Here is a 20,437-nt window from a genome sequence, read left to right as displayed (position 1 = left end):
GCGGTGTTACAGTTCGCCATCCGTTCATCGAAGGGACGTCGCTGACGAGGCGGCAAAACCGTTGCGTGCGCCGAGGTGCTCATGAGCTCGTCGTACTTGCCGTCTTTGATTCTGCGGGAGTACCTGCACACGGTGGCGACCGTCCACCCCCAACTGCGCGAAGTGCTTGATTTCGAGCGCCCGGGTGCGGCTGCGGCGCTGGCGGAACTGGCCGCCACCGTGAGCGAGTTCGACACCGACTCCACCGGCCGGGGCGACTCTTATCGCCGGGCCCAGCGCGACACCCTGGTGCGCTGGACCGGAATGCGGCAACTGCTGGAGCTCGCCACCCCGGCCGGATCCGAGCCGGTCACCCTCATCCTGGACGTGCTCGGCGGCGACGGCACCGTGGCGCGCGCGGCGAGCAACCAGTCCGCCTGTTTTGAGTCCAAACTGGAGTTCATCACCGGCGACATGTCCGGCCACATGATCGACAAGGCGCTCGCGCACGGCCTGCCCGCCGTACGCCAGGCCGCGCACTTCCTGTTTTTGCGCGACGCCAGCCTGGACGCGGTGCTGCTCGCCTACGGAACGCATCACATCCCGACACACCAGCGGCCGCTGGCGGTGGCGGAGGCGGCCCGGGTGGTCCGCCCCGGTGGCCGGATCGTGCTGCACGACTTCGACGAGTCGAGCCCGATGGCCGGCTTCTTCGGTGAAGTGGTGCATGCGCACGCCTCCGGTGGCCACGACTACCAGCATTTCAGCCGGGCGGAACTGACCAGCCTGTTCGCCCAGGCCGATCTGCCGGTACGCATCGTCGACCTCTATGACCCGCTGGTCGTGCGCGCCGACACCGCACAGTCCGCGTACGCGCGGATTCGCGACTATGTCGGCGACATGTACGGGGTACGGGAGTTTTTCGCGACGCTGAGCGATGACGAGGTGTGGCGGTTGCTGACGCATCACTTCGACCACACCGGCTACCTGGCCGCGCTCGGTGGTCGTGACGGCATCCCGGCGCGGCCGGTCGTCTACCGGGCCGACGGGCAGTTCGTCGCCGAGGTGCCCCGGATGGCGATCGTCGCGGTCGCGACAAGGGCGGCATGACTCCCATGTCCAGCCCGCGCTACCTGCTCGATCTGGTACACCGGCCCTCGGGCGCCGACGCCGACCGGCCCGCGATCGTCGCCCCCGACGGTGAGCTGAGCTACGCACAGCTGTGGGAGCGGGTCGGCGCGACGGCCGAACTGTTGCGCCGGGCCGGGATCAGGCCGGGTGACCTGGTCGGCCTCTACCTGCACCGGTCCGCCGACTACGTGACGTCGCTGCTGGCGACGCTCACGGTGGGCGCGGTCGCGGTGCCGGTCGATCCCGAGCTACCCTCCGGCCGGGCCGAGCAGATGCTTGCCATCGCCGCACCCCGGCTCGTCCTGTACGCCGACCGGCCCGCTACCGTCGCCGCGCCGGCGGGCACGGGCTGGCGCGATGTGCGTACCGCCAGGGCGGTGGCGGGGACCGACCTGCCGGATCGCGCGGGCTGGCTGCCGCCGGGGGAGCAGGCCGCGCTGGTGCTGTTCACCTCGGGTTCGACCGGCCAGCCGAAGGGTGTCGTGCTGCACCACGCCGGGCTGGTCAACCGGCTGGCCTGGGGCCACGACTGGTTCGGTTTCGCCGCCGACGACCGGGTGCTGCACAAGGCGTCGATCGGGTTCGACGCGTCGGTGCACGAGATCTTCTCCCCGCTCATCGCCGGTGGCACGGTGGTCATCGCGGGGCCGGGCCTGCAATTCGACAGTCTCGGCCTGGTCCGGCTGATCCGGCGGGAAGCCGTCACCACCGCGCATTTCGTGCCGACCATGCTGCGGCACGTACTCGACGAGCCGGAACTCGCCGGATGCGTCACGTTGCGGCGGGTGCTGTGCGGCGGTGAGGCGCTGGACATGCAGCTGGTCCGGCGGTTTCGTGCGGCGCTGCCGTGCGGGCTGTTCAACGGGTACGGCCCGAGCGAAACCTCGATCAACGTGTCCTACTGGGACTGCTCGGAGGCGTACGCGGGCAGCATCGCCCCGGTCGGCCGGATCATCGGCGGGGTGTCGGCGCGGGTGCTGGACGAGGAGTTCCGGCCGGTCGCCGACGGCGAGACCGGTGAGCTGTGGATCGGCGGGGTCGCGGTCGGCCTGGGCTACCTGCACGACGACGAGCGGACAGCGCAACGCTTCCGGCCCGATCCGGCACACCCGGGTGCCCGGCTCTACCGCACCGGTGACCTGGTACGGGTCGCGCCTGAGGGTTTCCTGGAGTTCCGGGGTCGGGTCGACGACCAGGTCAAGATCCGGGGCATCCGGGTGGAGCCGGGCGAGGTTGCCGCGGTGCTGCGCAAGCATCCCGCCGTGCACGACGCGGTGGTCGTTGCCGCGCCGGACGAGGATTCCGGGACGCGCCTGGTCGGGTACGTGGTGCCGCAGCCACGGCGGGCCCCGACGATCGGCGGACTGACCCGGTTCCGGCTGCCCAACGGCATGGCGGTGACGGCGGCGTCGCCGGACGAAGCGGTCTTCCTCTACCGGCAGATCTTCGACCACGCGGAGTATTCGCGGTTCGGCGTACGCCTCGGTGACGGTGCGGTCGTAGTCGATGTCGGCGCCAATATCGGCCTGTTCTCCCTGTGGGCGACCCGGCAGGCGCGCGACGTATACCTGATCGCGGTCGAGCCGAACCCGGACACGCTGCCTTACCTTCGGGCCAACCTCAGCCTCTACGCCGAGTCCGCATCCATCGTTGACGCCGCGGTGACCGATACGGCGGGCACGGCCAAGCTGATCTCGTTTCCCGAGCTGAGCTACCTGTCCGGCCTGGGCGCCGACCGGGCCGAAGCCGCGTCGGACCTGGTCCGGTCGCATTACCGGCAGGGTGGCGGCGACGCCGACGAGGCCGAGCAGGCCGCGTTGCTGGCCGACGCGCACCGACGCCTGACCCCGGTGGCGCACGTGGTGCCGACGGTGACCCTGTCCGAGCTGCTGGACCGGTTCGGGCTGGACCGGGTCGACCTGCTGAAGGTCAACACCGAGGGCGCCGAGCTGAGTGTGCTGCGCGGCCTGCGCCCGGAGCACTGGCCCCGCATCGGCCAGGTGTGCCTGGAGGTCGAGCGCAGCAGCGTGACCGCGCCGCAGGTGCGCGAGCTGCTGTCGGCGGCCGGGTTCGAGGTGCACGAGATCGGTGACTGGAACGTCGGCGCGGACGCCGACGTCAGCTACATCTACGCGATGCGGCCGCAGGACCAGCCGCAGGCGGCCTCGCCCTGGGACGAGCCCGCCGACCAGCTGCTGACAACCGGGCTGCTCCAGGGATACCTGGCGTCGGTGCTGCCGCCCGCGATGCACCCGGACCAGCTCGTCTTCGTCGACAGCCTGCCCCGCCTGCCCAACGGCAAGGTGGCCCGGCTGGAGCTGCCGCCACCACCCCGGCGGCACACGGAAGCGGCCCCGGAGCAGGGCAGCGCCCTCGCCGACCGGCTGCGCGAGGCGTGGCGGGTCACGCTCGGCGTCGATGCCGTCCAGGACGACGACAACTTCCTCGCCCTCGGCGGGCACTCGCTGACCGCGCTGCGGGTGGCGCACCGGGCGCGCGAGATGGCCGACCTGGAGGTGTCCCCGGCGAGCTGCCTGCGCGCCGGGTCCTTTGCCGACTGGCTGGCCCGGGTCACGGACGCGAGACGCGATGTCAGCCCCCCTCGGTAACGCGCCGCGGCACGTCGTCGTGGTGGGCAGCGGCCACCTCGCCCGCTCGCTGTGCGATTCCCTGGCCTCGATGCACACCCCCCAGCGGATACGCGTGACCGTGCTGGCCCGCGACCTGACCGCCGCGGCCGGCGCGGCCCGGGGCGCGCAGGTGCGCGCCACCGTCGCCGGGACCGGGGTCGACTTCACCGCCCAGCCGTTCACCGCCGAACCGTCCACCGACCCCGGCGACGGGTACGCCGCCGACGCCGCGTCGATGGCCCGGCTACGCCCCGACGTGCTGGTCTGCGCCGCGTCAACCCAGTCGCCGTACGAGCGGGTGCACGCGCCGTCGGCCTGGACGGACCTGGTCGCCACGGCCGGCTTCGGGGTGACGCTGGCGTTGCAGGCCGAGCTGGGGTCCCGGCTGGCCGCCGCGCTGGCCGGCGGCGCACCGGACGCGGTGCTGGTCAACGGCTGCTTCCCGGACGCGGTCAACCCGCTGCTGGCAGCGCTGAATCTGCCCGTGCTGTGCGGCATCGGCAACGTGGCGACCCTGGCCGCGTGTCTGGACGCCGCGCTGGGCCGTCCCGGGCCGCGGCGGCTGGCTGTGCTCGGCCACCATGCCCACCTCGCCGCACCCGGCCCCGAAAACACCGGGGACGACACCGCCGAGGTACGCGCCTGGCTGGACGGCCTGCCCGTCCCGGACGTCACCGGACTGCTGGCCGACTACCGTGCCCTGCCCCGGCCGGAGCTGAACGCGCTGGCCGGACACGCCGCCGCCGCCCTGGTGGCGGGGCTCGCCACCGACGCGACTGAGATCGTGGCGAGCCTGCCCGGGCCACTGGGCCTGCCGGGCGGCTACCCGGTCCGGCTCAACGGTGGCCGAGCCGAGCTGCGGCTGCCACCCGAGGTCAGCACGGCGCAGGCCGTCGCCTGGAACACCACTGCCGGGCACCGTGACGGCGTCGAGGTCAGCGACGGCCACGTGCGCTATCCCGAGCGTGCCCGGGCGGCGCTGTCGGCGTACCAGCCGGAACTGGCCGAAGGCTGGCGCGTGACCGAACTGCCTGAGGTCTTCGCTCGGTTCATCGCCCTGCGCGACCATTTGCGAACGGTGCCGCCGGCGCCGGCGCCTCGTGTGTTGGAGGAATCCCGATGCCCGTGACCGCCCCGACCACACGCAACCTGATCACCGACTACTACGACGTCATCGCCTCGGCGGTGGATCAGTGCGGCGCCGTCCCCGGCGGCCCTGCCGGGACGCCCGGCTTCGCGCCCGGCTTCGACCTGCCCGAGCTGACCCCGGCGGTGCGCGAGTTCTACGCCGCCGCCACCGCGAGCTGGTCCCGGCTGGGCGAATACGGCGGGCACAACCTCCAGCTGCTCGACCTGACAGCGAACCCTGGCACCCAGACCACCAAGACGTTCGCGTCGATGGTGATCGTCGCCCGCGCGGTGGAACACGTCCGGCGCACCGGGACCCGGCTGTGCATCTTCACGCCGACCTCCGGCAACAAGGGTGTCGCACTGCGCGACGCGGTGGCCCGCGCCTACGCGGCCGGGCTGGCGACGCCGGAGCAGCTGTCCATCGTGGTGCTGGCACCGCAGTCGACCCGGCACAAGTTCCGCCACGACGCGCTGGCCGCCGACCCGCGGTCGCGCCAGGCCAACCCGCTGCTGCGGTACACCGGCAGCGACCCGGAGGGTGTGAAGGCGCTCGGCCGCGCGTTCGTCGACGAGTACGCCGCCACGATGTACGACACGCACGGCGTCACGCTGTGGTACAGCCTGGACCTGAAGAACTACCTGGTCGCGGACGCCGCCCGGGCCGCCTTCGAGGCTGACGTGGCCCCGGCCAGCGCTGCCCGCCCGCGCTGGCACGCGCACGCCGTCTCCAGCGCTTTCGGCCTGCTCGGCTACAACCTGGGCCGCGACGTGCTCGAAGCGGCGGGCAAGGCCAGCCCCGCCGACCGCCCCGGCTTCCTGCTCGTGCAGCACCTCGGTACGCCCGACATGGTGCTCAGCCTGCGCCACGGTTCGTTTGAGCGGGACAACTGCCCGGCCTTTACGCTGGATGAGGGCGTGGGCGCCTGGACGCAGGACAAGGACGCGCACTTCCCGGCCGTCACCGACGACCCGGCCGAGGTGCTCGACCCCACCTTCTACACCCACCGCCCGGTGACCTCCCCGGCGATGAACGCGTTGATCGAGCGGCACGGCGGCGACGGCATCGTCGTGTCGCGGCGCGAATGCGCCCAGCGCTACCCGGTGGCCCGGGACTGGCTGGCCAACGCCGGGCTCACGCTGCCCGCCGACCCCGAGCAGCTGCGGGAGTGGTCAATCGTGATGGCGCTGACCGGTGTCTGCAACGCCATCGACCGCGGCCTGGTACCGGTCGGGCACGACATCGTGGTGCACGGCACCGGGAGCTACTCCAACGACTTCGCCGTCGCCGACGCGGACGCCCAGGTGTCCACGGTCGCCGACGTCGCGGCCGCCGTCGGAAACACATGGTGAGCCTGGCGTACTCCGACCGCCCGCTCGGCCTGTCACCCGAGCGGGCTGCCTGGCTTGCCGCGCAGGCCCACGCCGCCGGGGTCACCCCGGCTGCGGTGGTCCTCACCGCGACCGCCCTGCTGGTACGCCGGTACACCGGCGCCCAGGTCGTGACGCTGCGGCACGGCGACGACCTGGTGGCGCTGGACCTGACCGCCGACGCCCCGATCCGCGAGCTGTGGCGGTCGGTGCGCCCGGCACCGCCGGGTTCCGCCGCCGACGCCAGCATCCAGTTGGGCCCTGACCTGGTCGGAGGCGTCCTGTCGGGGCTGCCCGGCGACTACGCCGACGACCTGTGCGTCGACCTGGCCGAGTTCCTGTCCGCTCTGGACCCGGCCGCGTCGTCGGCCGACGTGTTGTCGTCGGCCCGCTACGAACAGCGCCCGGCACCACAACTGGCCCGGCTGCACGGTGGCGACGGCACCGAAGCCGACGGCGTACGCGGTGACACGATCCCGGCCGCGTTCGCATCGGTCGTCGCCACGTACCCGCAGCGGACGGCGGTGCTGGCCGACGGCGCGACCGTGACCTATCGCGAGCTCGGCGCCGCCGTAGCCGCGACCGCCGTGGCCCTGGCCGATCCGAGCAACGTCGCAGTGCCGCCCGCACCGGTCGGGGTGCTGTGCCGCCACGGCGTCGCCACGGTCACCGGCATCCTGGCGGTGCTGGCGTCGGGGTCCGCGTACGTGCCGCTGGACACCGTGTTCCCGCCGGTCCGACTGGCCGGGATGCTGCGCGACGCCGGGGTGCGGGCCATCGTCACGGACCCCGAGCACGCGCGGCTCGCCGCCACGCTGGCCGCCGACGCCGGGCTGCCGGAGCTGCCGATCGTGCACCTCCAGCCGGGCACCTCCCGCGCCGACCTGTCGGTGCTGCGGGGGCCCGCACGGCCGGACGACCCGGCGTACGTGCTCTACACCTCGGGGTCGACCGGAACGCCGAAGGGCGTGGTGCAGAGCCACCGCAACGTGCTGTTCGGCGTACGCAACCACGTGCGCAACTTCGCCATCCGGCCGGATGACCGCACCAGCGTGCTCACCTCGTTCGGCTACGACATGGCGGTCACCGACACGTTCAGCGCCCTGCTGTCCGGCGCCGCCGCCGTCCCCGTCGACGTTCGCGCACACGGCCTCGGCCACCTGACCAGCGCCCTCGCCGACCGGAGCGTCACGATCTACCACTCCACCCCGACCGTCTACCGATACCTGGTGGCGAGCCTGGGCGAGGGCGGGCGGCTGCCGTCGATCCGCGCCGTCGTGCTCGGCGGCGAGGAGGTGACCAGGCACGACGTAGCGTTGGCCCGGCGGTCGTTCGCGCCCGGTGTGGTGTTCGTCAACGGGTACGGCACCACCGAGATCAGCTTCGCCGCGCAGCACCACCTGCCGCCCGGCGCGGAGCTGGAGCAGGCCGTCGTGCCGATCGGGCACCCGCTGCCGGGCATCGAGGTGGTGCTGGCCGACCCGGCCGGGCGCCCGACCTGCCTGACCGGCGAGGTGATCGTGCGTACACCGCACGTCGCGCTGGGGTACCTGGGCCTGCCGGAACTCACGGCGGCCCGGTTCATCGAGCACGGCGGGGTGCGGGCGTACCGGACCGGGGACATCGCGCGGCGGCTGCCCGACGGGATGCTGGTCTACCTGAGTCGCAGCGACCGGATGGTGAAGATCCGCGGCTATCGAATGGAGCTGGGCGAGATCGAAGCCCACCTGGCCGGGTTGCCCGGGGTGGGCCAGGCGGCCGTGGTGGCCCGGCGCAGCGCGGCCGCGTCCGGCACCGGCGAGCACGAGATCATCGCGTACGCGGTCCCGGCCATGGGGGCGAGCATCGAGCCGGGACGGCTGCGGGAGCAGTTGGCGGCGGTGCTGCCGGACTTCATGGTGCCCCGGGCCGTGGTGGCGGTGGCGCAGCTGCCGATGGGCCCGACCGGCAAGCTCGACCAAGCCGCCCTGCCCGATCCGGATGCCGAGGCCGTACGAACCGTCGCGGGGGCCGGCGGGCCGCCGTCGGGGCCGGTCGAGGAGCTGATCGCGGCGGGCTGGTGCGCGGTGCTGGGACTGCCCGCCGTGGACCGTCAGGTGAGCTTCTTCGAGTTGGGCGGGCATTCGCTCCAGCTCGCCCTCCTGCAGCGGCACCTGGAGGAGCGCCTCGACCGGCGGGTGCCGCTGGCCCGGCTGGTGGAGTTCCCGACGGTGGCGGCGCTGGCGGCACACCTGAAGGTGGCGGCGGGCGCTGACGGCGTACCGGCGAATGGTCGTTTGGCGGCAGTCGGGCACCGGATGGCGCGGCGCAGAGCCGCGCGGGGCGGTGGCAGCGGGAAGGGTGGAACGTGAGCGAGGACCAGATCGCGGTGGTGGGCCTGTCCTGCCGGGTGCCCGGCGCGGACGACGCACCCGCCATGTGGCGGAACCTGCTGTCCGGGGTGGACTCGGTGCGTCGGTTGACCGCTGCCGAGGGTGCGCTCACCGACCCCGACTGGGTGCCGGCGTTCGGGCGGCTCGACGACCTCGACGGTTTCGACGCAGACCTGTTCGGCTATCCCGCCGAGCTGGCGGCGCTGCTCGATCCGCAGCACCGGATGTTCCTCGAGGTCGCCTGGCGCGCCCTGGAGGACGCCGGAATCGATCCCGACCGCGACCCGGCCCAGGTCGGCGTGTTCGCCGGGTGCGGCCCCAACCGCTACCTGCACCATCACCTGCTGGGCAACCCCGCTCTGAAGCCCGGCTTCGGTGGCCTGGGCGAGGACTGGGACGACGCGCTGACCGGCTCGGGCTGCGACTACCTGCCGACGCGCACCGCGTACGCGCTGGGGCTGGCGGGACCGGCCGTGGCGATCCAGACCGCCTGCTCGACATCGCTGGTCGCGGTGTGCCAGGCGGCGCAGAGCCTGCTGGACTACCGCTGCGACGTGGCGATCGCGGGTGGCTCGGCGGTGGTCTCGACCCGGCAGGCCGGTTACCGCCTGCGGCCGGGCGGCCTGCTGGCCACGGACGGGGTGTGCCGTCCCTACGACGCGGCCGCGACCGGGCAGGTGTTCGGCAACGGTGCCGGTGCGGTGGTGCTCAAGCGCCTCGCTGAGGCGCGTGCCGACGGCGACAACGTCTACGCCGTCCTCCCGGGCTGGGCCGTGAACAACGACGGCGCCGACCGGCCCGGCTTCACCGTACCGGGCGTGGCGGGGCAGGCGGCGGTGCTGGCGGAGGCGCTGGCGTCGGTGGGCTGGGACCCGGCCGACGTGGGCTATCTGGAGGGTCACGGCACCGGCACCTCGGTGGGGGACGCGATCGAGGTCGACGCCCTGACCCGGGTACGCCGGGGCAGGCACAGCCCGCTGCTGCTCGGCTCGGTGAAGGGCAACCTCGGCAACCTGGACGCCGCCGCCGGCGTGATTTCCCTGATCAAGGCCGTGTACGCCGTCCACACCGGACAGGTGCCGGGGACGGCGCACTTCACCGCCGCGCACCGCGACGTCGACCTGGCCGCGGCGGGTGCCGAGGTCAGCGCGCAGTCCCGGCCGTGGGCCGGACAGCGGCGGGCCGGGGTCAGCTCGTTCGGCCTCGGCGGCACCAACGCGCACGTGCTGGTGGAGCAGGCACCCGATGCGAACGACCATGACGATCCGGACAGCTCCGGCGGCGAGCTCGGACACGAAGGTCATGGCCGGGTGGTGCTGGGGCTGTCGGCGGGGAGCCCGGCGGCGCTGCGCGAGCTGGCCCGGCGGCTGGCCGAGCGGCTGGCCGTCGGTGACCTCGCCGTGGCGGACGTGGCGCACACGCTGGCGGTGGGACGGCGGCGGCTGGCACACCGGGGTGCGGTCGCGTGTGCCAACGCCGAGGACGCGGTCGGGCAGCTGACCGCGCTCGCGCAGGGCGCACCGGTGGCCGACGACGCCGCCGCGCGCTCCTGGCTCGACGGTGACGACCTGCCCGTGGCGCCGGGGCGGCGGGTTCCGCTGCCCGGCTATCCGTTCCAGCGGACCAGACACTGGATCGAGGCAATACGATGACCGGCCCCCACCTGCCCTATCCCGAGCAGTGCCTGCCCGACCTGGTCGCCGGGCACGCCCAGCGGCGTCCCCACGCGCCCGCCGTCGTGCAGGGTGACCTGACACTGAGCTACGACGACCTCGTCGGCCGGGCCAGCGCCCTCGCCGCGTCGCTGCGCGCTCACGGCATCGCCCCGGACGACCTCGTCGGTGTCTGCGTGGACCGCCGTCCGGACCTGGTGGTCGCCCTGCTCGGCGTGCAGGCGGCGGGCGCGGGGTATGTCCCGCTCGACCCGGCGCTGCCGCCGCAGCGGTTGCGCGAATTGTCCGCCGAGGCCCGCCTCCACGTCATCGTGGGTGCGCCCACCGCCGCACCCGATGCCTTCGGCGACCTGACCGTGCTGGGCGTACCAGCCGAAACGGCGCCCTGGCAGCCGACGCCCGCGACGCTCTCCACCACGGCGTACGCGATGTTCACGTCCGGGTCGACCGGACAGCCCAAGGGCGCGGTGATCGAGCACCGGGCGCTGACCGAAAAGGTCATCAACATCGCGGACTTCGCCAACTACGGCGAGGCGACCCGGTGCCTGGCCTTCGCCTCGATCGGGTTCGACGCGTCGGTGGCCGACCTGCTCGCCCCGCTCGCCGCCGGGAGCACGGTCGTGCTGGCCGGCGACGCCGAGCGGGCCGACCCGACCCGGCTCTACCGGGTGTGCGCCGAGCAGAGCGTCGACGTCGTGGTGCTGCCGCCGCCGATCCTGCCGCTGCTGGACCCGGCCCGGCTGCCCGGCGTACGACTGGTGATGACCGGCGGGGAAGCCACCGGCCCGGAGCAGGTCGGCCGGTGGACCGAGGGAGGCCGCCGGTTCATCAGCGTCTACGGCCCGACCGAGGCGACGGTGCTGGTGACCTGGTTCGAGGGCAGCGGCATCTGGACCGGGCCCATCCCGATCGGCAAGCCCGCCGCCAACCACCGCATCCACCTCGTCGACGACAGCCTGCGCGAGGTCGGTCCCGGTGAGATCGGCGAGGTGCTCGCCGGCGGGACGGGACTCGGCCGCGGGTACCTGTTCGACGCCGCGCGTACGGCGGAGCGGTTCATCCCGGATCCGTTCACCGAGCAGCCCGGGCAGCGGCTCTACCGCACCGGTGACCTGGCCCGATGGTTGCCGGACGGGAGCCTGGAATTCCTCGGCCGGGCCGACCGGCAGGTCAAGATCCGGGGACAGCGGATCGAGCTCGGCGAGGTGGAGGCGGTGCTGCGCCGCCACCCCGAGGTCGGCAACGCCAGCGTCCAGGCGCGCGGCGGCCCCGGCGGCCAGGAACTCGTCGCGTACGTGGCGACCGGCCTGGCCGTGGCGGACCTGCGCGCCTACTGCGCGCGGCTGCTGCCGCCCGCGGCCGTCCCGGCGCGGATGTTCACCATGGCCGCGCTGCCCATCACCATCAACGGCAAGATCGACACCGAGCGGCTGGCCGCACTCACCGCCGCCGAACCCGCCCCGGCACCCCAGGGCGAGGCACCGGCCACCGACACCGAGCGCCTGATCGCGCAGGCCTGGGCGGCGCTGCTGGACGAGCCGGCCGTCGGCCGCGACGCCGACTTCTACGACCACGGCGGACACTCGATCACCGCGATGCGGCTGGTCGCCGACCTGCGGGAACGGCTGGGCCGCGACATCGCGATCGAGGACGTGCTGCTCGGGCGAACGCTGCGCGGCATCGCCGCCCGCGCCGACGCCGCCGCCGAGGCCAGCCCCGCCACCGCCACCCGGGGCCGACCACCGGCCCTGTCCCCGGCGCAACAGCGGCTGTGGTTCCTCGACCGCTACTTCCTCGCCGCCGCGTCGGCCTACAACGTCGCCTTCGCCGAACGGCTCACCGGCCCCCTCGACATCGCGGCCCTGGCCACGGCGCTCACCGCCGTCGCCGACCGCCAGCAGATCCTGCGCTGGCGCATCCCGGACACCGACGGCGTCCCGTATGCCGTGGCCGACCCGTCCGCGCCAGTGCCGCTGCCCGTGCGCGACCTGGCCCCGGGCACGGACCTCGCCACACACCTCGCGGCAGGTGCGGCGACACCGTTCACGCTCGCCACCGACACGCTGTGGCGGGCCGAACTGACCCGGACCGGCGCCGACGAGCACGTGCTGGCCGTCTACGCCCACCACGCCGTGTTCGACGGCTGGTCCCAGTCACTGTTCTACGCCGACCTCGCCACCGCCTACCGCGCCGCACTCGGCGACGGGACGCCGCTGCCGCCACTGCCCGCCACCTACGGCGACTATGTCGCGTGGCGCGCCGACCGCGCCCAGCGACGCGCCGAGCAGGACCTGGACTGGTGGCTGGAGCACCTCACCGGCGTACCCGTCGTGCTCGAGCTGCCCGAGGGACGAGACCGGCCCGCCGAACAGACCTTCACCAGCGCGACCGTGACCACCCGGCTGGACCGGGCCGCGACGGCCGCCCTCACCGACCTCGCCGCCGGACTCGGCGCGACCCCGGCCGCCGCCGTGCTGGCCGCGTTCGCGCTGGTACTGGCCCGACGCACCGGCCACCCCGACCTGGTCATCGGCACACCCACCGTGGACCGGCGAGCCGCAGAATTCGAGCACATGGTCGGGTTCTTCATCGAGATCGCACCACTGCGGCTGCGTCAGACCCCCGACACGGGCTTCGCCGAGCATGTGCGCGCCGCGTGGGAGGAACTCCTCGCCGCGCTCGCGCACCCGGAAGCACCGGTGGAACGCATCGTCGGCGGGCTCGGCCTCGGCGGCCAACTGGACCGCAGCCCGCTGGTGCAGGTGCTGTTCAACATGTACACCTTCGACGAGCCGACGCTGGACCTGCCCGGGCTCGACAGCGAGCCGGTGCCGGTGGCCGCGCCCGGGTCGCCGTTCGACCTCACCCTCTACGGCGTGACCCGCGACGGGCAACTGCGAGTCGAGATCGTCTTCAACCCGGACGTCTACGGCACCGACCTCATGACGGCCGTGCTCGGCGAGGTCGAGCAGATACTCCGCGCCGGAGCCACCGATCCGAAGAACCCCGTGTCACAGCTGCCCGGCTGGACGGCCATCCCCGCCGGGACGCCGGGCGACGTGACCCGGGCCGCCCGGGTCAAGCGGGCCGTGGGCCGGTCAGGCGCGATCACCCAGCGCCCGGCCACCGCCACCGAACGCCAGATCGCATCGGTCTGGTGCAACGTGCTCGGCGTACCAGAGGTGGCGGCGACGGACAGCTTCTTCGACGTCGGCGGTGGCTCACTGGCCGTCGCCGTCGTGCAGCGGCAGCTCAACCGGCTGCTCGGCACGAACCTGCGGCTGGTGGACCTGTTCCGCCATCCGACCGTCCGCACGCTCGCCACGCACCTCGACGGCGCTCGCGCATCCACGCAATCGCCTGCCGAAAGCGCCGAGGACGCGGCGGTGCAACGGGCCACGCGCCGCGGTGCCACCCGCCTCCAGCGCGTCCGGCGCCGCTCGCCCGGCGAGCCCGCCGTGGAGGATGATCCGACGTGACGCATCTGGTCCCACTCGGCGACACCGGCTGGTCGGTCTGGCGTGACGCGCTGCTGCGCAGCGCCGGATTCCCCGCCGACGGCCTGGACCGCTTCGCCGCACCAGACTGCGCCGACGCCGCCGACCGCCACCTCGCCGGTGACCTCGACGCGCCAGCATTCACGGCCGCGTACGCCGACGCCACCCGGGCGTCCTCGGCGGCGGTGTGCGAGCTCGCCGCCGACCCGCTGTTCCGTGAGGCCGTGACCTGGCAGAACCCGGACGTCCTGGTGGCGCTCGACGGGCTGGTCAAGGACGGCCCCGACGGGCCACGCAACGTCCGCCGCCGGGGCCGGGAGAACGCCGTCGCCGGGTACTGGCAACGCTACGTCGCCAAGTGCGAAACCATCGGCTTCTTCGGGCCGGTGTGCTGGGGCACCGTCGAACCCGGCCCGGCCACCATCACCACCAAACCCGGCCCCGGCCTGCTCCGCCAGCGCACCGTCCACCTCGAATACTGGGCCCTGTCCGCGTACGCGGACAGACTGGCGGCAGACCCACTGGTGCGGGCGTGGCTGGCCCCGGCCCTGGCGCCGCACGCCCACCTGGACGGGCGGGTCGTGCACCGACCCGCCCAACGCCCGACGCCGGTGTCGCTGACCGAGTCGATCGCGCTGGCATGGTGCGACGGCAGCCGCCCCGCACGGCAGATCGTCGACGACCTGGTCCGCGACGAGCAGACCGGCGTACGCCGGGCCGAGGAAGGCTTCCTGCTGCTGGCGCACCTGGCCGAACGGGGCCTGCTGCGCTGGGACTTCGACCTGCCGCAGGGCTTCGCCGCGGAGGCACGCCTGCGCGAGCGGATCGGCACCATCGGCGACCCGGCCCTGCGGGAAAACACCCTGGCCGGGCTGAACCGGCTCGCCGAAGCCCGGACCCGGGTCGCCGACGCCGCCGGCAACCCCACCGCACTGGCCGACGCGCTGTCCGCGCTGGACGCCGAGTTCACCGAACTGACGGGGCTGCCGCCGCGCCGCCGGGCCGGGCAGAACTACGCCGGGCGGGCGCTGTGCCACGAGGAGACCGCCCGCGACGTGGAGTTCACGGTCGGCACCGGCCTGCTCGACGCCCTGGCCCCGGCACTGGCGTGTGCGTTGCAGACGGCGCGCTGGCTCACCGCCGAACTGGCCACGGCGTACGGCGACGCACTGCGCGACCTGTACGCCGAGTTGAGCGACGACGGACCGGTCCGGCTCGGCGACCTGTGGTTCCTCGCCCAGGGCCCGCTGTTCGGGCCCGGCGACCGGCCCGTCGACCGGGTCGCACACGAATTCGCCTCCCGCTGGGAACGGGTGCTCGGCCTCGCCGACCTGCCCGCCGACGCCGCGCGGCTGGAGGTCAGCTCGGCCGAGCTGGCGCCCCGGGTGGCCGCGCAGTTCCCGGCGAGGAGTCCCGGCTGGAGCGCGGGCCGGGTGCACAGCCCGGACCTGCAAATCTTCGCCGAGTCGCCGCAGGCGCTGGCCGACGGCGAGTTCGCAGCGGTGCTCGGTGAGCTGCACGCGGCGTACGCGACGTTCAACGCCGAGCTGTTCACGCACTGCCATCCCGACCTGGACCGACTGCGGCGCGCGTACGCGGCGGACCTGGGCTCGGGACGCCTGCGCCCGATCTACCCGGTCGACTTCCCCCGGGTCGGCGGCCGGTTGTCGGCGTCGCTGTCCGGGCCGGACGACTACCAACTCGCGTTCGCCGACGCGCCGGGCGCCCGGCGGGACCGGCTCGTGCCGGCCAACGCCGCCCTGGTGTCCGAAGCGGACGGCACCATGGTGGCGACCGGGCCCGACGGCACCCGCTGGCCACTGGTCGAGGTGTTCTCCGACCTGATCGCGGTGCACGCCGCCGACGCGTTCAAGCTGATGACCGAGCGCCCGCACAGCCCCCGGGTCACCGTGGACACACTGGTGCTGGCCCGGGAGACGTGGCGCACCACCGTCGGGCAGACCGGCCTGACCAGCGCCATCGACCAGGCACAGCGCTACCTCGCCGTACGCCGGTGGCGGGCCGCGCTGGGCCTGCCGGAGCGGGTCTTCATCCGGGTGGCCACCGAACTCAAACCCACGTACGCCGACCTGACCAGCCCGCTCTACGCCAACCGGCTCTGCCTGCTGCTGCGGGCGGCACACCGGGCGGGCGGCGACGACGTGCCGGTGACGGTGTCGGAGCAGCTGCCCGGGTCGCCGCAGGCGTGGCTGCCCGACGGCCAGGGCCGCCACTATGCCAGCGAGCTGCGCCTGCACATCAGCGACTCGGCCGAGCCGGAGGGGACGCCGTCATGAACGAGACAGTGGAGCCGATCGCCATCGTCGGGCTCAGCCTGCGCGTACCGGGGGCGTCGTCGGCGGAGGAGTTCTGGCGCAACCTGGTCGACGGCACCGAGTCGTTCACCCGGTTCAGCCGGGCCGAGCTGCTGGCGCGCGGCGTCAGCGAGGACGAACTCGACGATCCGGCGTACGTGCCGGTGGCCGCCGTGCTCGACCAGTTCGACTACTTCGACGCGGGTCTGTTCGGAATGAGCCCGCGCGACGCGGAGCTGGCCGACCCGCAGCAGCGGCTGTTCCTGGAGCACGCGCACGCCGCCCTGATCGACGCGGGCTGCGACCCGACCCGCTACGACGGCGAGATCGGCGTCTACGCGGGCAGCAACGCCGACCTCTACCAGTGGCTCAACGTCCGGCGGAACCCGCAGGCGCTGGCGGGCGCGGGCGCGCTGCGGGTGTCGCTGGGCAACAAGCCCGACTACCTGGCCAGCACCGTGTCGTTCCGGCTCAACCTGCGCGGCCCCGCGATGACCGTGCAGACCGCCTGCTCGTCGTCGCTGGTGGCGGTACACCTGGCCAGCGAGGCGCTGCGCAACGGCGAGTGCGACACGGCGCTCGCGGGCGGGGTGTGCGTGGAGCTGCCGCACGCCGTCGGGTACGTCGCCGACGACGGGTACACGTCCGCCGACGGGCACTGCCGCCCGTTCGACGCACAGGCCAACGGCACCGTCTACGGCAGCGGGGTCGGGGTCGTCGTGCTCAAGCGGCTCTCCGACGCGCTGGCCGACGGAGACGACATCCGGGCGCTGATCATCGGCAACGCGGTCAACAACGACGGCACGACCAAGGCGAGCTTCACCGCGCCCAGCGTCAGCGGGCAGCTGGAGGTCGTCGTGCAGGCCCTCGCGGTCGCCGGCGTCGCCCCCCGCTCGGTCAGCTACGTGGAGGCCCACGGCACCGGTACGGTCCTCGGCGACTCGATCGAGATCGCGGCGCTGACGGCGGCCTACGGGCGGCGCGCCACCGAGCGGGGCTGGTGTGGGGTCGGCTCGACCAAGGCCAACATCGGCCACCTCAGTGCGGCCGGTGGCGTGATCGGCCTGATCAAGACCGTGCTGTCGATGCAGCACCGGCTCATCCCGCCCAGCATCAACTACGACCGGCCGCACCCGGAGATCGACTTCGAGGCGAGCCCGTTCTACGTGGTGTCGACGCTGACCAAGTGGGAGCCCGAGGAGCAGCGGCCGCTGCGAGCCGGGGTGAGCTCGCTCGGCCTCGGCGGCACCAACGCGCACCTGCTGCTCCAGGAAGCACCGCCTCCCGCACCCGCCACGGCGCCGGGTCGCGGCGGTGGCGAGCTGATCCAGGTGTCCGCCGCGACCCCGGACGCGCTGGCGGCGGCGTGCGCCCAGGTGGCCACCCGGCTCACCGACCGGCCCGAGCTGGCACTGCACGATGTGGCGCACACGTTGCGGGAGGGACGGCCGGTCTATCAGCACCGGGCCGCCGTCGTCGCGGTGGACCGGACCCAGGCGGCCGCAGCGCTGGCCGACCCGAAGCGCCGGGCCAGCGGGGACGCCGCGACGGTGCCCCGCGTGGGCCTGCTCTTCTCCGGCCAAGGCTCGCAGCACCCCGGCATGGGCGCGCACCTCGCCGCGACGGAGCCGGTGTTCGCGGCCACCGTCGACGAATGCGCCCGGATCCTCGGCTGGGACCCCCACGAGCTGATCTTCAGCACGGAGCCCGGCGCTGACGAGCGGCTGGCCGAACCCGCGGTGCTGCAACCCGCCCTGTTCACCGTCGAATACGCCACCGCGACGCTGTGGCGGCACTGGGGCGTCACGCCCGCCGCGATGATCGGCCACTCCATCGGTGAGCTGGTGGCGGCGACCGTGGCCGGGGTCTTCGACCTGCCCGACGCGCTGCGGCTCGCGGCCGCCCGGGGCCGCCTGGTCCAGGCCGCGCCGCAGGGCCGCATGCTCGCCGTGCAGCGCGGCGCCGACGAGATCTCGCCCCTGCTGCCCGCCGGGGTCGCCGTGGCGATCAGCAACGCGCCCAACACCTGCGTGCTGGCCGGCGCACCAGAGCCGGTGACCGCCTTCGCCGACACGCTGCGCGAACGCGGCGTCAACTGCACGCTGCTGCGGTCGCCGTACGCGATGCACGTGCCGCTGCTGGACCCGGTGCGCGACGAGTTCGCGGCGCTGGTGGCGGCGGTGCCGCGCCGGGCGCCGAACCTGCCGGTGTGGTCGGCCGCGACCGCCGCACCGTTCACCGACGAGCAGGTCACCGACCCGGCGTACTGGGGGGAGCAGCTGTGCCGGCCGGTGCGGTTCGGGGCCACGGTGGCAGGGCTCGCCGCGACCGGTGCCGCCGACGAGTGGCTGCTGCTGGAGTGTGGTCCCGGCCGCCAGCTCGCCGGGCTCGCCCGGCTCAGCCTGCCGCAGGGGGCCAGGGCGCCGCTGCGTACGCTGCCCGCGCCGGGGGAGAAGCTGACCGACCGGCAGACCGCCTACGAGGCGGCGGGCCGGTTGTGGACGGCCGGGGTCCCCGTACGCCTGCCCGCGCCCGACAAGCCACGCCTGGTGCCCCTGCCCGGGTACCCGTACCAGCGGACCAGGCACTGGATCGACCCGGCGCCGGTGGCCGCACCTGCCGAACCGGCCGCCGACCGCCGCTACGACGACGGGGTCGTCGAGGTACCGGTCTGGCACCAACTGCCCGCCACGGCACCCGCCGAGGCGCCCGGTCAGCTGCTGCTCTTCGCAGCCGGTGAGCGTGGCACGGCCCTCGCGGCCCGGCTGCGTGAGCGCGGCACCGACGTCACCGTGGTCCGCCCCGGGGCTGCCTTCGCCGTCCGCCCGGGCGGCTACCAGCTGCGCGCGACCAACGCCGCCGACTACCAGCGGCTGCTCGACGAGTGCGCCGACGACGGTCGGGCCGCCCGGATCGTGCACGCGTGGGCGCTGGACGGCGACCCGGCCGGCAACGATGTGGATGCCGTGTCGGCGGCCCAGGAACACGGGTACTACGCGCTGCTGACGCTGCTGAACGCGCTGCCGGCCGCCGACGTGGAGCTGGATGTGGTCACCGCCGGAGTGGCCGACGTGACCGGGGCCGACCTGGTACGCCCGGAGCACGCCACGGCGGCCGGGGTGGTGCGTTCGGTGCCGCTGGAACGCCCGCAGGTGCGCTGCCACTGGATCGACGCCGACCCGGGCGACCTCGGCGTGGACGCGGTGGTGGACGAACTGCTCGGCACCGAGCGGGCCGAGACGGTCGCGCTGCGGCTGGGCGGGCGCCGCTGGACCCGCGAGTTCGTCCCGGTCCGGCCGGGTGGGCGTACCTCCTCCGGGTTGGGCATCCGCGACGGCGGCCGTTACCTGATCACGGGCGGCCTGGGCCGCGTCGGCGGCGCGTTCGCCGCCGAGCTGGCCCGGCGTGGCGCGCAGCTGGTGCTGGTGAGCCGCACCGCCCAGCCGCCGCCGGCCACGATCGAGGCCCTGGAGCAGGCGGGCGCCCGGGTGCGTCACCTCACCGCCGACGTGGCCGACGCGGACGCCATGCGGGCGGTACGCGCCGAAGTCCTGCGTGACCTCGGCGGCCTCGACGGCATCATCCACGCCGCGAAGCTGCCCGACACCGGCCTGTCCGCCGGGTCGCGGCTGGCCGAGGCGGCGGCGGAACTGCGGCCGAAGGTCACCGGCACGCTGGTGCTGCGCGAGGTCTTCGGTGACCTGCCGCTCGACTTCGTGGCGCTGACCTCGTCGGTGACCGCGCTCGCAGGTGGCCTGGGCCGGGCCGACGACACGGCCGCCAACGCATTCCTCGACGCGTACGCGCGCAGCCCGCACGGCTGGCCGGCCCGCCTCGTGTCGCTGGCCTGGGGGGCGTGGCAGGAGGAGGGCGTGCCCGAACACGACGGGCTGCCCCCCGCGGCGGCGGTCGCCGCGTGGCAGCGGGTCCTCGCCGAGGGCCGCACCGGCACGGTGGCGATCGGCGCCTACACGGTGGCCGCGGTCGCGGGCCACGAGCGGCGACTCGGCTCGGCCGCCGCCACGGTGACCTCCACCGTGGCCGCCGCCGCCGGCGACCTCACCGCCACCATCGCCCGGATCTGGGGCGACGTCCTCGGTGTCGCCGAGGTCAGCCCGCACGACAACTTCTTCCGGCTGGGCGGCACATCGCTGGTGGCGGCGCAGCTGGTGCTGCGCATCCGCCAGGCCGTCGGCGCCCGGCTGTCCATGCGGGTGCTGTTCGACGCGCCGACCGTCGCCGCGATGGCCGCCCGGATCGAGTCGCTGCGCGGCGCCCCACCGGCCGCCGACGCGGAGGCACCCATCCCGCGCCTCCGCAGACCGGGGCAACTGGCATGAC

Annotated in this window: 9 protein-coding genes; all 9 read left to right on the top strand. The window is 74.0% G+C overall.

Going from position 1 to position 20,437, the window contains the following annotated elements; genetic code table 11:
- The first annotated feature begins 81 nt into the window (after positions 1–81).
- The 9 genes from ABZ793_RS23700 to ABZ793_RS23660 are packed head-to-tail and all read left to right on the top strand — an operon-like array spanning position 82 to position 20,436.
- Positions 82–1,089 carry a class I SAM-dependent methyltransferase gene (locus ABZ793_RS23700; protein ID WP_357460905.1) on the top strand — a complete coding sequence of 336 codons (1,008 nt, stop codon included), beginning with the start codon at positions 82–84 and terminating at the stop codon, positions 1,087–1,089.
- Complete coding sequence (locus ABZ793_RS23695) at positions 1,086–3,719, top strand: amino acid adenylation domain-containing protein (protein WP_357460902.1); 2,634 nt, start codon at positions 1,086–1,088, stop codon at positions 3,717–3,719. Before ABZ793_RS23700 ends, ABZ793_RS23695 begins: the two co-directional genes overlap by 4 nt.
- Positions 3,700–4,869, top strand: coding sequence for a potassium transporter TrkA (locus ABZ793_RS23690; protein ID WP_357460899.1), 1,170 nt, complete (start codon positions 3,700–3,702; stop codon positions 4,867–4,869). The genes ABZ793_RS23695 and ABZ793_RS23690 overlap by 20 nt, the downstream gene beginning before the upstream one ends.
- Positions 4,860–6,221 (top strand): DUF6002 family protein, encoded by a 1,362-nt coding sequence (locus ABZ793_RS23685; RefSeq protein WP_357460896.1) that lies wholly within the window; start codon positions 4,860–4,862, stop codon positions 6,219–6,221. Before ABZ793_RS23690 ends, ABZ793_RS23685 begins: the two co-directional genes overlap by 10 nt.
- Positions 6,218–8,590 (top strand): non-ribosomal peptide synthetase, encoded by a 2,373-nt coding sequence (locus ABZ793_RS23680; RefSeq protein ID WP_357460894.1) that lies wholly within the window; start codon positions 6,218–6,220, stop codon positions 8,588–8,590. The genes ABZ793_RS23685 and ABZ793_RS23680 overlap by 4 nt, the downstream gene beginning before the upstream one ends.
- The gene (locus ABZ793_RS23675; protein WP_357460892.1) at positions 8,587–10,263 is read left to right on the top strand and encodes a beta-ketoacyl synthase N-terminal-like domain-containing protein; all 1,677 of its coding nucleotides are present in this window, start codon (positions 8,587–8,589) and stop codon (positions 10,261–10,263) included. Before ABZ793_RS23680 ends, ABZ793_RS23675 begins: the two co-directional genes overlap by 4 nt.
- Positions 10,260–13,763 (top strand): amino acid adenylation domain-containing protein, encoded by a 3,504-nt coding sequence (locus tag ABZ793_RS23670; RefSeq protein ID WP_357460889.1) that lies wholly within the window; start codon positions 10,260–10,262, stop codon positions 13,761–13,763. The genes ABZ793_RS23675 and ABZ793_RS23670 overlap by 4 nt, the downstream gene beginning before the upstream one ends.
- Positions 13,760–16,078, top strand: coding sequence for a lantibiotic dehydratase (locus ABZ793_RS23665; protein ID WP_357460887.1), 2,319 nt, complete (start codon positions 13,760–13,762; stop codon positions 16,076–16,078). Before ABZ793_RS23670 ends, ABZ793_RS23665 begins: the two co-directional genes overlap by 4 nt.
- Positions 16,075–20,436, top strand: coding sequence for an SDR family NAD(P)-dependent oxidoreductase (locus ABZ793_RS23660; RefSeq protein ID WP_357460884.1), 4,362 nt, complete (start codon positions 16,075–16,077; stop codon positions 20,434–20,436). The genes ABZ793_RS23665 and ABZ793_RS23660 overlap by 4 nt, the downstream gene beginning before the upstream one ends.
- Position 20,437: the final 1 nt, after the last annotated feature.

This window comes from Micromonospora sp. NPDC047465, from assembly GCF_040643125.1.
GTDB lineage: Bacteria > Actinomycetota > Actinomycetes > Mycobacteriales > Micromonosporaceae > Micromonospora.
Note: the sequence above shows the minus strand (reverse complement) of the source record. Positions and strands in the feature narration are given on the sequence as shown.

What these genes read in the sequence shown, in the direction of transcription:
- ABZ793_RS23700 (WP_357460905.1), top strand. Translation starts at nt 82, where the DNA reads ATGAGCTCGTCGTACTTGCCGTCTTTGATTCTGCGGGAGTACCTGCAC.
- ABZ793_RS23695 (WP_357460902.1), top strand. Translation starts at nt 1,086, where the DNA reads ATGACTCCCATGTCCAGCCCGCGCTACCTGCTCGATCTGGTACACCGG.
- ABZ793_RS23690 (WP_357460899.1), top strand. Translation starts at nt 3,700, where the DNA reads ATGTCAGCCCCCCTCGGTAACGCGCCGCGGCACGTCGTCGTGGTGGGC.
- ABZ793_RS23685 (WP_357460896.1), top strand. Translation starts at nt 4,860, where the DNA reads ATGCCCGTGACCGCCCCGACCACACGCAACCTGATCACCGACTACTAC.
- ABZ793_RS23670 (WP_357460889.1), top strand. Translation starts at nt 10,260, where the DNA reads ATGACCGGCCCCCACCTGCCCTATCCCGAGCAGTGCCTGCCCGACCTG.
- ABZ793_RS23660 (WP_357460884.1), top strand. Translation starts at nt 16,075, where the DNA reads ATGAACGAGACAGTGGAGCCGATCGCCATCGTCGGGCTCAGCCTGCGC.